The sequence below is a fragment of the Pseudoalteromonas sp. P1-16-1b genome, from assembly GCF_001401785.1.
GTDB lineage: Bacteria > Pseudomonadota > Gammaproteobacteria > Enterobacterales > Alteromonadaceae > Pseudoalteromonas > Pseudoalteromonas undina.
Genome location: NZ_LKGQ01000017.1, coordinates 49,816 through 62,996, shown reverse-complemented (window position 1 = coordinate 62,996; position 13,181 = coordinate 49,816). Strand labels below are relative to the sequence as shown.

12 protein-coding genes are annotated in these 13,181 nt (G+C 39.3%); 8 read left to right on the top strand and 4 right to left on the bottom strand.

Annotated elements, in window-relative coordinates; genetic code table 11:
* Positions 1-47: 47 nt before the first annotated feature.
* Together AN392_RS12815 and AN392_RS12810 are read left to right on the top strand one after the other, a co-directional pair.
* Entirely contained in the window at positions 48-1,376 is a 1,329-nt protein-coding gene (locus AN392_RS12815; RefSeq protein WP_055012937.1) for a sigma-54 dependent transcriptional regulator, read from the top strand.
* Positions 1,376-2,680 (top strand): PAS domain-containing sensor histidine kinase, encoded by a 1,305-nt coding sequence (locus AN392_RS12810; protein ID WP_055012936.1) that lies wholly within the window; start codon positions 1,376-1,378, stop codon positions 2,678-2,680. The genes AN392_RS12815 and AN392_RS12810 overlap by 1 nt, the downstream gene beginning before the upstream one ends.
* A gap of 199 nt (positions 2,681-2,879) precedes the next feature.
* On the opposite strand, the gene AN392_RS12805 is transcribed toward AN392_RS12810, so the two are convergent.
* Positions 2,880-3,218: a Grx4 family monothiol glutaredoxin gene (locus AN392_RS12805; RefSeq protein ID WP_024602947.1), complete on the bottom strand. Its 339-nt coding sequence runs from the start codon at positions 3,216-3,218 to the stop codon at positions 2,880-2,882.
* A 264-nt stretch (positions 3,219-3,482) separates the two neighbouring features.
* On the opposite strand from AN392_RS12805, the gene AN392_RS12800 reads away from it, so the two are divergent.
* The 5 genes from AN392_RS12800 to AN392_RS18735 all read left to right on the top strand — a co-directional run bounded on the left by AN392_RS12800 (position 3,483) and on the right by AN392_RS18735 (position 9,396).
* Positions 3,483-4,064: a superoxide dismutase gene (locus tag AN392_RS12800; RefSeq protein WP_010388603.1), complete on the top strand. Its 582-nt coding sequence runs from the start codon at positions 3,483-3,485 to the stop codon at positions 4,062-4,064.
* A 208-nt stretch (positions 4,065-4,272) separates the two neighbouring features.
* Positions 4,273-6,195 carry a PrkA family serine protein kinase gene (locus tag AN392_RS12795; RefSeq protein ID WP_010388602.1) on the top strand — a complete coding sequence of 641 codons (1,923 nt, stop codon included), beginning with the start codon at positions 4,273-4,275 and terminating at the stop codon, positions 6,193-6,195.
* A gap of 31 nt (positions 6,196-6,226) precedes the next feature.
* A complete protein-coding gene (locus AN392_RS12790; RefSeq protein WP_010388601.1) occupies positions 6,227-7,510 on the top strand; it encodes a YeaH/YhbH family protein in 1,284 nt (427 codons plus the stop codon).
* 18 nt (positions 7,511-7,528) lie between these two features.
* Positions 7,529-9,043: a SpoVR family protein gene (locus tag AN392_RS12785; RefSeq protein WP_055012935.1), complete on the top strand. Its 1,515-nt coding sequence runs from the start codon at positions 7,529-7,531 to the stop codon at positions 9,041-9,043.
* 200 nt (positions 9,044-9,243) lie between these two features.
* Positions 9,244-9,396 carry a universal stress protein gene (locus AN392_RS18735; RefSeq protein ID WP_235575590.1) on the top strand — a complete coding sequence of 51 codons (153 nt, stop codon included), beginning with the start codon at positions 9,244-9,246 and terminating at the stop codon, positions 9,394-9,396.
* A gap of 10 nt (positions 9,397-9,406) precedes the next feature.
* On the opposite strand, the gene AN392_RS12775 is transcribed toward AN392_RS18735, so the two are convergent.
* Positions 9,407-10,378 carry a diguanylate cyclase gene (locus tag AN392_RS12775; RefSeq protein ID WP_010388598.1) on the bottom strand — a complete coding sequence of 324 codons (972 nt, stop codon included), beginning with the start codon at positions 10,376-10,378 and terminating at the stop codon, positions 9,407-9,409.
* Positions 10,379-10,384: 6 nt separating this feature from the next.
* A complete protein-coding gene (locus tag AN392_RS12770; protein ID WP_010388597.1) occupies positions 10,385-11,389 on the bottom strand; it encodes a response regulator in 1,005 nt (334 codons plus the stop codon).
* Positions 11,390-11,608: 219 nt separating this feature from the next.
* Here AN392_RS12770 and tpx point away from each other — a divergent pair, with 219 nt between their 5' ends.
* Positions 11,609-12,190 carry a thiol peroxidase gene (gene tpx / locus AN392_RS12765; protein ID WP_055012934.1) on the top strand — a complete coding sequence of 194 codons (582 nt, stop codon included), beginning with the start codon at positions 11,609-11,611 and terminating at the stop codon, positions 12,188-12,190.
* 68 nt (positions 12,191-12,258) lie between these two features.
* Here tpx and adk read toward each other — a convergent pair whose 3' ends face one another.
* A complete protein-coding gene (gene adk, locus AN392_RS12760) occupies positions 12,259-12,903 on the bottom strand; it encodes an adenylate kinase (RefSeq protein ID WP_008468042.1) in 645 nt (214 codons plus the stop codon).
* Positions 12,904-13,181 lie beyond the last annotated feature (278 nt).

The window sequence follows — 13,181 nt, the reverse complement described above, 5'->3', positions numbered from 1 at the left end:
GTAGCATTTTCAATATTTAAATAATAATAAACAGCGATTAAATTAACATGGAAAAAATACTTATCGTTGATGATAATCCTGCAATTTTAGATGCTTTGTCATTATTGCTAGAGATTCACGACTATAAAGTGGTTACTGCAAATAGCCCATTTGAAGCTATTCAAATTGTGCAATACCAGCGTATTGCACTTGTACTTCAAGATATGAACTTTAGTAACGACACAACTTCAGGAGAAGAGGGAAAGTTACTCTTTTATCAACTTAGAGAGCTAAATCCCTATCTGCCCATTATTCTGATCACTGCATGGACTGAGCTTGAAACAGCCGTTGAACTTGTCAAAGCCGGTGCGGCTGATTATTTACCAAAACCATGGGATGATGCCAAGCTTCTTACCTGTGTTAATAACCTAATTGAACTAGGAAAGACAAAAAAACAAAATCAAACCTTATTGCGCCACCAGCAAGAGCGTGAGGCATCTATAGAAAATGCTAATTTAGTAGGTTTAATTTATCGCAGTACGGCCATGGAGCAATTAGTTAAAATGGCATTACAAGTCGCCAAATCTGATGTCTCTGTATTAATAACAGGCCCAAATGGCAGTGGTAAAGAGCGCATAGCACAAATTATTCAAGCAAACTCACCTCGCCAAAATGCTGCGTTTATTACGGTCAATGCAGGTGCCCTTCCCCATCAACTAATAGAAGCAGAATTATTTGGTGCAGAAGCAGGTGCTTTTACAGGGATCACAAAACAAAGGATTGGTCGATTTGAAGCGGCTGATGGTGGCACATTATTTTTAGATGAAATAGGTAATCTCCCTTTATCAGGACAAATGAAGCTCCTACGGATTTTACAAACGGGAGAATTCGAGCGCTTAGGTTCAACCCAGACCCGAAAAGTTAATGTCCGTGTAATATCAGCGACCAATGAAAACCTAACAGATGCAATCAGCAAAGGGCTGTTTAGAGAAGACTTATACTACCGCTTAAATGTAATTGAACTTAACCTGCCAAGTCTTAATCAGCGACCGGATGACATACTTCCTCTTATTCGTCATTTTTTAGTAGAACGTGAGCTGGACTTACAATGCGAAAACCTACTTTTAGCCCATTCATGGCCCGGTAATGTTCGTGAACTTGAAAATGCATGTAAACGTGTCAGTGTGCTCAAACCCAGCGGTGAGATAAGCATCGACGACTTTGGTTTAACTCCTATTACGCCTCAAACACACACTCAAAAAGTAGAGCCTAACAAACAACAAATTGAGGATGCCATGCGTTTACATAAAGGGGTGATTGCCAAAGTAGCACGTGAGTTTGGCCTCAGCCGACAAGCACTCTACCGTCGTCTTGATAAGTTTGAGATTGCCTACTGATGAAAGAATCAAGATACCGCTTCTCTTTAACTTCTAAAGTGATTTTAGTATGTGTATTTTCCTCTGTGATCCCTGTTTTTATCTGTTGTTGGCTGCTGGGTGTTGACGCTATAAAAACAACAGTAAGTGTCATTTTCACAGCCGCGCTAAGTAGCTTATTGGCTCATCGACTCAGCGGTAAACTGGTCCAAGGTATTACTTCATTAGAAACTGGCTTATTAAATTTTAAAGATGGGGAACTATCGACTTTACTGGCCTATAACCATAATGATGAATTAGGTCATTTGTGCCAGCTTTACAACAAAACTGCAAAGCAATTAAGACAAGAAAAACAATGGGTTTACCAACGAGAGTTGATGCTTGATAAGGTATTACAAAACGCCCCTCAAGCTGTATTATTGGTAAATGACAATGATTTTATTGTTTATAGTAACCATAGTGCGAGAGATTTTTTTAATGCAAGTACAGCCCTAGAAGGCGAAAAAATATCACCATTATTGTCTAAAGCCCCACAGCAAATAATTAATGCCGTTAATAAAGGCGTAGATGGTTTATTTATTCTCGATAAAGCAGAACAAGAACCGCAAACATGGCATCTTTCAATGGGTCGCTTATTGCTTAACAACCAACACCACAGGTTGTTTGTATTTAAACAATTGACCCGCGAATTGAGCCGCCAAGAAGTTGAAGTTTGGAAAAAGGTTATTAGGATCATTAGCCATGAACTCAATAACTCACTAGGTCCTATGTCATCCATGTTACATAGTGCACAGCTGTTAACGAAGAAAGTGGATGAACCTCGTTTACAACGCGTTTTCACTACCATTGAAGAGCGAATAAAGCATTTAAACGAGTTTGTTCAAGGCTATGGAAAGTTTGCTAAACTACCACCACCTAAAATAACAATGGTTGATTGGCATTCATTACTCGATCAATTACAAAGCCAATGGCAATTTAATTTCGACCTTCAAAAAGATATCATCACACGAGCCGATCAAACCCAAATAGAACAATTGCTCATTAACCTGTTGAAAAACGCACATGAATCAGAGTCGCTAGCAGAGCATATTAGTTTAAAAATAACACAAGATAACCTCGGCACTCATATTAATGTGAGCGATCAAGGAAAAGGCATGAGTGAAACGGTTATGGCCAGTGCTCTCATCCCTTTTTATTCTACCAAGGCAGCTGGAAGTGGATTAGGGTTGGCACTGTGTCGAGAAATTGTTGAAGCCCATCATGGGCAAATTAGCCTGCATAATCGTGAAATCGGCGGGATCAGTGTTTTTGTAAGTTTACCCTGATAACTGCTTATTTAAGAATGAAAACTTGCTCAATTTAGGGGCGATTCAATCGCGCTCTGAAGTTTGCGGCTTTGTAAGCTACGTAAAAAACGAGTAAAGCTGCCTTCTCACTCCTTACTTTTAGCGTATAAGCAACAAGAGTAAATAATTTATAGACATAAAAAAAGCTGCAAATTGCAGCTTTTTTTTACCTAAACGCTTATTCAGCGTCTGCAGGTTTATGCTTTGCAGCTGTTTCTGCGATCAGTGGTTGTAATTCACCACGTTGAAACATTTCAATGATAATGTCACAGCCACCAATTAACTCACCTTCAACCCAAAGTTGTGGGAAAGTAGGCCAGTTAGCATACGCAGGAAGCTCTGCACGAATGTCTGGATTAAGTAAAATATCTACATAAGCAAACGGTTCACCACACGACATTAACGCTTGTGATGCTTGTGAAGAAAAACCACAATTAGGCAGTTTTGGTGATCCTTTCATGTATAAGATGATTGGGTTTTCAGCAATTTGCTGTTTAATTTTATCGATGGTTTCCATTTACAACCTCAAAATGACGATAGCGAACACATTAGGCCTTGAAAAAGTTTCACTGTGGCCTCAGATATATAGATTAAAATAGGCAATTAAAGCCTCAATCTTAAATAGCTTTAGCAAGAGCATTGCTGTTTGCTAAAACTTCAGTAAAATACTCAACAATTATAGTAACACTATATTCCTGTTTGGTATAGATAAGTGCCCTGTTTGCGCAGGCATTACGTATTACTAAATAGACTATCAACCAAAAGAAGATGGAGATAAAAAATGGCATTTGAACTACCGTCACTACCGTATGCAATTGATGCACTTGAGCCACATATTTCACAAGAAACGCTAGAGTTTCACCATGGTAAACACCACAACACTTATGTGACTAAACTTAACGGTTTAATCCCAGGCACTGAGTTTGAAGGTAAGTCACTTGAAGAAATCGTATGTTCTTCAGAAGGCGGTGTATTTAATAACGCTGCTCAAATCTGGAACCACACTTTCTACTGGAACAGCCTATCTCCAAATGGCGGTGGCGCTCCAACAGGTGCAATTGCTGATGCAATTAACGCCAAATGGGGCTCATTTGACGCATTTAAAGACGCGTTAAATGATAAAGCAGTAAATAACTTTGGTTCAAGCTGGACTTGGTTAGTTAAACTGGCTGATGGTTCACTAGACATCGTTAATACATCTAACGCTGCTACACCACTAACAGATGCAGGTGTTACTCCAATCCTAACAGTGGATTTATGGGAACACGCATACTACATTGATTACCGTAACGTGCGTCCAGATTACCTTAAAGGTTTCTGGTCACTAGTTAACTGGGAATTCGCGAACGCTAACTTCGCATAATTAGTTTAATACTAGTTTTAAAAAGACGCTTAGGCGTCTTTTTTTATGCCTACAATTTACATTAATTGCGTTTATACGTAGGTTGTTTTATAAAAGCGCATCTTGATCATTTTTCATATAAATTTTTAATTTTATTGCACAAAAAATGAAATTCGTGACTAGACTTTAGATAGTGAATACATTTTCAAAGTAGGTTTCGGAGGTCATTATGACTATTTTTGATCACTACCAAGCACGTTATGAATCAACACAAGAAGAAGAGTACAGTGTTGCTGAATTCCTCGAAATTTGTAAAACCGATAAGTCTGCTTATGCCAGTGCACCTGAAAGGTTACTGATGGCCATTGGCGAGCCTAAAATGGTAGATACTGCTACCGATACTCGCCTAAGTCGCTTATTTTCAAATCGTGTTGTTGCACGTTACCCAGCATTTGCTGACTTTTATGGCATGGAAGACGCTATTGAACAAATTGTGTCTTATCTAAAACATGCAGCACAAGGCTTAGAGGAGTGTAAACAAGTACTTTATTTACTCGGCCCTGTGGGTGGTGGTAAGTCATCAATTGCCGAAAAATTAAAGTATTTAATGCAACAAGTGCCTATCTACTCCATTAAAGGCTCACCAGTTAATGACCATCCGCTGGCATTATTTGACCCCATTGAAGATGCAAACCTGCTCGAAAAAGAATATGGAATTAAGTCACGCTACCTTAAAACAGTGATGTCGCCATGGGCCGCAAAACGCTTACAAGAATTTAATGGTGATATTAGCCAATTTAGAGTGGTTAAACGCTTCCCATCAATTTTAAATCAAGTAGCGATTGCTAAAACAGAGCCCGGCGATGAAAACAACCAAGATATTTCGGCTCTTGTAGGTAAAGTAGATATCCGCCAGCTTGAACACTTTGCGCAAAATGATCCTGATGCGTACGCTTATTCAGGCGCATTATGTTTAGCTAACCAAGGCCTAATGGAGTTTGTGGAAATGTTCAAAGCACCGATAAAAGTGCTACACCCGCTTTTAACAGCCACACAAGAAGGCAACTATAACGGCACAGAAGGCATAAGCGCCCTGCCATTTAACGGTATGATACTCGCCCACTCCAACGAGTCAGAATGGCAAACCTTTAAAAACAATAAAAACAACGAAGCTTTTTTAGACCGTGTTTATATTGTTAAAGTCCCATATTGCTTAAGAGTGACCGAAGAAATTAAAATTTACGATAAGCTGATTGAACACAGTGAGCTTTATAATGCTCCATGTGCGCCAGGAACACTTAAAATTTTAGCTCAATTTACCACTCTCTCGCGCTTAAAAGAGCCAGAAAACTCTAGCATTTACTCTAAAATGCGGGTCTACGATGGTGAAACACTCAAAGATACCGATCCAAAAGCTAAGTCATACCAAGAATATCGTGATTACGCTGGTGTCGATGAGGGCATGAACGGTCTTTCAACTCGTTTTGCGTTTAAAATTTTATCTCGCGTATTCAACTTTGATACCACCGAAGTGGCCGCCAACCCAGTACATTTGTTTTATGTACTTGAGCAACAAATTGAACGAGAACAATTTAGTGCCGAGGTTGAAGAGCGTTATTTAAGCTTTTTAAAAGGCTATTTAATTCCACAATATGTTGAGTTTATAGGTAAAGAGCTGCAAACCGCCTATCTAGAATCGTACTCGGAATACGGACAAAATATTTTTGACCGCTACGTTATTTATGCTGATTTTTGGATTCAAGATCAAGAATATCGCGACCCTGATACAGGGCAATTGTTTGACCGTGATGCGCTTAATGCTGAGCTAGAAAAAATTGAGAAACCGGCAGGTATTTCAAATCCTAAAGATTTCAGAAATGAAATTGTTAACTTTGTACTACGTGCTCGCGCTCACAATAATGGTAAGAATCCGCTATGGACGAGTTATGAGAAACTACGCACTGTTATTGAGAAAAAAATGTTCTCAAACACCGAAGACTTACTCCCTGTCATTTCATTCAATGCTAAAACATCGGCTGAGGATCAGCAAAAGCATGAGGACTTTGTTAACCGTATGGTTGAAAAAGGCTACACGCAAAAACAAGTGCGCTTGCTATCTGAGTGGTATTTACGGGTTAGAAAATCGCAATAACCTTCATAATTGCAGTTTTTAGGAGGTCATTATGGCGCATTTTATCGACAGGCGTTTAAATGGCAAAAACAAAAGCACAGTTAACCGCCAGCGTTTTATTAGGCGTTATAAAAAGCAGATAAAAGAAGCGGTGTCTGATGCGATAAATAAACGCAGCGTCACCGACTCTAGCTCTGGGGAGAGTATATCTATTCCACAGCGTGATATTAGTGAACCTACTTTTCATCAAGGTAGAGGCGGTAATAGAGAGCAAATACATCCAGGGAACGATCAGTTCTCTACTGGTGATAAAATTGAGCGACCTAAAGGTGGACAAGGCGGTGGCGCGGGCGAAGGTGAAGCGAGTGATTCTGGCGAAGGCCAAGATGATTTTGTTTTCTCAATTTCTAAAGACGAATATCTTGATTTGTTATTTGAAGATTTAGAACTCCCTAATTTACAAGAAAATCAGCTCGATAAGCTCGTACAAATGAAAACCCATCGCGCTGGGTTTTGCAGCGACGGTATGCCCAGTAATATTGACGTAGTGCGTTCATTACAAGGCTCTTTAGCTCGTAGAATTGCAATGACCGCAGGAAAAAAGCGCCGCCTTAGTGAACTTGAGGGGCAATTAGCACTACTGCTTGAACAACCACACTGCGACAAAGCCGCTGTGACATTGTTGCAACAAGAAATCGACATTCTAAAGCAGCAAATTAAATCGGTACCCTTTATTGATAACTACGATTTGCGTTTTCGTAACTATAATAAACAACCACACCCAACCAGCAAAGCAGTAATGTTTTGTATTATGGATGTATCCGGTTCAATGGATCAAGCCACCAAAGACATGGCAAAACGCTTTTATATTTTGCTTTATCAGTTTTTAACTCGCAGCTATAAAGACATTGAGGTTGTGTATATTCGTCATCATACTCAAGCTAAAGAAGTTGATGAACAAGAGTTTTTTTACTCCCAAGAAACGGGCGGTACTATCGTTTCAAGTGCGCTTAAGCTGATGAATGAAATAATAGCAGAGCGCTATAATGCTGATGAGTGGAATATATACGCAGCACAAGCCTCTGATGGTGATAACTGGGCAGATGATACCCCGCAATGTGGGCATATTTTACGTAACAAACTGTTAAGCGCAGTGCGATATTTTGCCTATATAGAAATTACTACCCGCGCCCACCAAAGTTTATGGCGCGAGTACCAAAGCATAAGCCAAACTCACAGTAATTTTGCCATCCAACATATTCAAGGTGTTGAAGACATTTACCCTATATTTAGGGAGCTATTTAAAAAAGGCCGTCAACAGCAAGGGGCTGCATAGCCAAAGCGAGGTAGCAATATGAATAACGAGCGAATCAGTGATGGGCCCGATTGGACCTTTGAGTTACTTCAGCAATATCAAGATGAAATTGCACGTGTTGCTGAGCATTATAAACTAGACACATACCCTAACCAAATTGAAGTGATCACTGCTGAGCAAATGATGGATGCTTACTCCAGTGTAGGCATGCCTATTGGCTATACTCACTGGTCTTACGGTAAAAAGTTTATCCAAACAGAACAAAATTATAAACGAGGTCAAATGGGCCTTGCATATGAAATTGTGATTAACTCCAATCCATGTATAGCTTATTTAATGGAAGAAAATACGCTGCCGATGCAGGCATTGGTTATGGCACATGCGTGTTACGGGCATAACTCTTTTTTTAAGGGGAATTATTTATTTAAAACATGGACTGATGCCAGTTCTATAATTGACTATTTATTGTTTGCTAAAAACTATATTAGCCGCTGTGAAGAGAAATACGGTATTTCTGAAGTAGAAAGCATACTCGACTCTTGCCATGCGTTAATGAGTTATGGTGTTGACAGGTATAAACGTCCGCAGCGTATTTCGTTGTTTGAAGAACAAAAACGCCAGCAAGAACGGGCTGAGTACTTACAATCACAAGTTAATGAACTATGGCGTACCATTCCCTCTCAGCAGCAAGAATCAAAAAAAAGTGAGCGCCACTTTCCGCAAGAGCCACAGGAAAACATTCTGTATTTTATTGAAAAAAATGCTCCTTTACTTGAGCCATGGCAACGAGAAATCGTACGTATTGTGCGAAAAATATCGCAGTACTTTTATCCGCAAAAACAAACACAGGTTATGAATGAAGGTTGGGCCACTTTTTGGCACTACACTATTTTGAACCACTTATATGATGAGGGAAAACTAACCGACTCATTTATGTTAGAGTTTTTACAAAGCCATACAAATGTTGTATATCAACCCCCTTATAATAGCGATTATTACTCAGGTATTAACCCCTATGCGCTGGGTTTTAATATGATGGTAGATATACGCCGAATTTGTGAAAACCCGACAGAAGAAGATAAACGCTGGTTTCCTGAACATGCTGGTAGTGACTGGCTTGAAACTCTTCACTTTGCAATGCAAAACTTTAAAGATGAAAGTTTTATTAGCCAATTTTTATCGCCAAAACTGATCAGAGACTTTAAATTGTTCACTATAGTAGACCATGCTAACAACCCACATTTACAAATAGGCGCTATTCATGACGATAATGGCTACAAAGCGGTTAGAGAGGCACTTTCTGCACAATATAACCTTAGTAATCATGAACCTAACATACAAGTTTACGATGTAGACTTGCGTGGCGATCGCTCATTAACCCTGCGATATATCCCTCACAACGCCATTCCACTGGCCAACTCCCATGAGGAGGTATTAAAACACCTTTACAGACTATGGGGCTTTAAGGTAAAACTTGAACAGGAGTCAAATTCTGGTGATATTTCAACCATTGGTCAATGCCCAAGCGATGACTCACGCCATACAACAGAGTAAAAATATGCATAGCGAACCAATTGTGAGTTTTATGCAGGTTATACTGTCTATATTTCTCCAATATTAAGAGATTTAGGCTTGGTTTTTTCTAAGGAACAACTCGTTAATGCGTTTAAGAAACTACCGCAATCGCAGCAGGCCCTTATAACTGATAATAACTTACGCGATAAGCTTCATATTAAAGCGGGATTCCCGAGCAGGTGATCTTAAGCTTAGTGGCTAAGCTTAATGCTGATTTAATGATTATAGGCTCTGTAGGAAATGTAGGGATTAAAGCTAAACTCATTGGTAATACCGTAGAAAAAATAATGCGTTTACTCAAAACTGATTTACTTATTTTACCTCCCAATTAAAAAATGATGCTTACGCATCATTTTTTATATCAGCATATACCGACACTTTATTTCGACCGGTTTCTTTTGAATGGTAAAGTGCTTTATCGGCAGCTTCAATCCAACGCTCATGATCTTTAAATTCGTTGTCAAAGCAGGCAATACCCACACTAATGGCCATATGCATAGTGTGCTCTTTGTATTTCGCTGGTGAGGTTTCAATTAATTGGCGTAAGCGCTCAGCAAATACGATAGCCCCTTGTTTATCGGTATCTAATAAAGTAACAACAAACTCTTCACCGCCGTATCGCCCAGCAATATCAGTTTCACGCAATGCAGTTTTGAGTAAACTCGCTATATGACGAAGAGCTTCATCTCCAGCACTATGACCAAAGTCATCGTTTACCTTTTTAAAGTGATCGATATCAAAAATTAATAACGAGCAGCAACCTTCACTGCGCTTAGTACGTAAAAATTCTTGATGTAACAAATGCTCCCAATGTCCTCGGTTTGCAAGCTGGGTAAGGCTGTCAGTTTGGCTTACTTGCTCTAATTTTTTGTTTAACTCTTCAAGCTCTTTTTTGTTAACTGCAATATCCGTTACATCGTAGATAATAATACAAATATGCTCTACTTCCCCTCGTACATTCGTAAGTGGAATAAACGTGGCGTTTTGATACATATAATCCGCTTTACCTGTAATCGGTCGATAATTTTTAAAACGAAAAATATACGGCTGCTGTTCCCAAATAGTAAATGAGCGATTTTTTAATACAAACACTGACTCTGCTTTACTTCTAAACCATTTTTCATCTATGGCTGGAAATAGATCAAACAAGTCTTTATCTTTTACTGCACTCGGTAACAGCCCAGAATGGTTTTCCATAAAGCCATTCCAAACGCACACCTTGTAGTCTCTATCAAGCACCACAAGGCCTACATCAACAGTATTAAACATGTCCATTAACCAATGGATTTCATTTAAATCTAAATCAGCTGGCATAAATATTTAATCTTCCAGTAGATAAGCAACTTTATATTTCAAAGTTTTAAGTGAATCTTCAGTAAAGAGCAACATTAAATCACAACTAATATCATGATTTTCAATACCGTAACTAATTTCTATGGCAAGTGTCCGTTGCCAACGCGACTTATTAGACTGAACAAGCTCAGAAACATCACGGTGCTGGCCCAATACAATGGGATGGCCTTGACTAAAGGTCATGTCGAGCTGCTTTGATAAGCCTGTTAATATAGCGCCAATTAAAATGTTACTTACATCCATTAGCAACTCTAACTCAACCTTGTCGTTTAATTCACCTTCGTAATTCATTAATGAGGCTATTTCTTTAAAACTAGAATCATTTAAAAGTAATAACGCCTCACCAGATACCCCGCCGCCAATAAAACCTTGGCAAATACCCGACGTAGTGTCATTGGTATCAACAGAGCTTAGCGCCATATTAAGCTCACTGACTTCTAAAACATTAACATTAGGAATGGGTAGCTTAACAAATACATTAAGCAGTCGTGCAAGTAGATCCCCTGCTTGGCCCATAGCAACATTAGTCAGCTCTTGGTATATATCACGAACATCAGGGTCAACTTGTTCACCTAAAGTGTGGGACAAACGTTCACGCAGTGCTCTATCTCTTATGCCATGGTGCTCTATAATGGCAGCGAGCTTTTCAGGGGAACATGGTTTTTGAATAAAGTCTATGGCGCCAAGTTCAAGTACACGTTGATGTGCGCTTGGTTGAATATCGCCCGATACCACAACAGTGAGCACGTCTAGTCCCTGATCTTTCATTGCTGCCAACACACCATAGCCGTCCATCTCTGGCATATTTAAATCAAGGAAAAGAATTTCAGGTTGGGCTTTGCTTATTTGTTTTATGCAGTCTACACCGTCACATGCAAATTCAATTTTAATATCCCAATCATCGGGTAAGGAACGAGCCAACTGGCGTCGTGCTAATTTTGAATCATCACATATTAAAACCGATGTTGACATACAATCTCACTATTTTAAAACTGGGTGTAATTTTAAGCGTGTAGAACAAGCCACGGATACATAAAAAATAATACCTATTTCTTATACATACATAGTAATCAATGTATTAATTATTTTCAATTTTAGGCAAAAATAAAGCTGTGGATTTTTCTGCTTGGTTACTTATCTACATTATAATACACTCACAACTATTGCGTTAATTTAAAAGGAAAAAACTCCATGCGTCGTACATTAGCTTTTGCATTAAGCCTATTTTGCTGTGCCAGTTTTGCCGCAGATTTACCCGAAAACACACTCGATGCAGGAAAAGTAACTGCACAAGGTAAGCCAGTGACCTTATTAGGTAAAGGCCTTAAAGTTGGTGAAGATGCCCCTAACTTTAAAGTAGTTAATGACAGTTTCACTGCTGTTACGTTAGAAGATTATAAAGGCCAAGCTGTATTAATTAGTGTTGTTCCGAGCTTAGATACCGGTATTTGTAGCTTACAAACTAAGCACTTTAATGAAAAAGTCGCCCAACAATTTCCAGGCGTGGCCATGCTCACTATTAGTGCCGATTTACCATTTGCGCAAAAGCGTTTTTGTAAGGCCGAAAATATCGATAAAGTAACGACGCTTTCTGATTCTGTATGGCGTGATTTTGGTCAACAGTATGGCTTAATCATTAAAGATATGGGATTACTTACCCGCTCTGTTTTTATTCTTGATAAGAGCCATAAGGTTATTTATAAGCAATTAGTTAGTAGTTTATCAACCGAGCCTGAATATGATAGCGTCATTGAAAAGCTTAAAATGCTTTAAAGGTCGAATTTCAGGAAATAAAAAACCGCTATAAAAGCGGTTTTTTATTTTGCTGTGTGGTTAAAAAATTAACCTAGTAGCTCAGCTAGTTGCTTGCTTACTGCTTCAACCGCTTGGGTACCATCTAATTTATGGTACTGAGTATTACCCGCTTTAGCTTCTGCTTGGTAGTAGTCAACCAATGGCATTGTTTGCTCATGGTAAATACCTAAGCGTTTACGAACAGTCTCTTCGGTATCATCTGCACGAATAATTAGTTCTTCACCTGTTTCGTTGTCTTTACCTTCCTCTTTTGGAGGATTGTAAACAACATGGTAAACACGGCCAGAGCCAGGATGAACACGACGTCCGCCCATACGCTCAACGATAACTTCATCAGCAACATCAAATTCAATAACGTGATCAACCACTACGCCATTTTCTTTCATTGCATCAGCTTGTGGAATTGTACGTGGGAAACCATCTAGTAAGAAGCCTTTTTCACAATCTGGCTTGGCAATACGCTCTTTAACAAGGCCAATAATAATATCGTCAGAAATAAGCTGACCTGCGTCCATTACTTTTTTTGCTTCTAGGCCTAGTGGTGTGCCCTCTTTAATTGCAGCTCGTAGCATATCACCGGTAGAAATTTGTGGAATACCGTATCTATCCATTAAAAACTGAGCTTGAGTACCTTTACCTGCACCCGGCGCGCCCAAAAGAATAATGCGCATATCATTGTCCCCTAATATGAGAGTTTATTTTAAAGTCTGAATTCTTCCATAAGCGCTGCAGATACTCAAGTAACTTATACTAATTGTCTAGGGTCTGTTGACCTTTGCGGATTAATATTTGTTCAAACTAGGGAGAATTTAATCGCGGCGCGGGGTTTGTAACCTAGTGGGCTAAGTAAAAACCGAGTAAAGCTTCCGCGTCCTGCTCACCCCCTGCCTATATCCATGTAGGCAACAAAGAGTAAATCGCCCTTAGGCAGAACCCTTCGAGCAGGGCA

Bases quoted from the DNA above. Each gene is read 5' to 3' on its own strand.
- AN392_RS12800 (WP_010388603.1), top strand. From the start codon at position 3,483: ATGGCATTTGAACTACCGTCACTACCGTATGCAATTGATGCACTTGAG.
- AN392_RS12785 (WP_055012935.1), top strand. From the start codon at position 7,529: ATGAATAACGAGCGAATCAGTGATGGGCCCGATTGGACCTTTGAGTTA.
- adk (WP_008468042.1), bottom strand. From the start codon at position 12,903: ATGCGCATTATTCTTTTGGGCGCGCCGGGTGCAGGTAAAGGTACTCAA.
- AN392_RS12795 (WP_010388602.1), top strand. From the start codon at position 4,273: ATGACTATTTTTGATCACTACCAAGCACGTTATGAATCAACACAAGAA.
- AN392_RS12810 (WP_055012936.1), top strand. From the start codon at position 1,376: ATGAAAGAATCAAGATACCGCTTCTCTTTAACTTCTAAAGTGATTTTA.
- AN392_RS12790 (WP_010388601.1), top strand. From the start codon at position 6,227: ATGGCGCATTTTATCGACAGGCGTTTAAATGGCAAAAACAAAAGCACA.
- AN392_RS12815 (WP_055012937.1), top strand. From the start codon at position 48: ATGGAAAAAATACTTATCGTTGATGATAATCCTGCAATTTTAGATGCT.
- tpx (WP_055012934.1), top strand. From the start codon at position 11,609: ATGCGTCGTACATTAGCTTTTGCATTAAGCCTATTTTGCTGTGCCAGT.
- AN392_RS12775 (WP_010388598.1), bottom strand. From the start codon at position 10,378: ATGCCAGCTGATTTAGATTTAAATGAAATCCATTGGTTAATGGACATG.
- AN392_RS12805 (WP_024602947.1), bottom strand. From the start codon at position 3,218: ATGGAAACCATCGATAAAATTAAACAGCAAATTGCTGAAAACCCAATC.
- AN392_RS12770 (WP_010388597.1), bottom strand. From the start codon at position 11,389: ATGTCAACATCGGTTTTAATATGTGATGATTCAAAATTAGCACGACGC.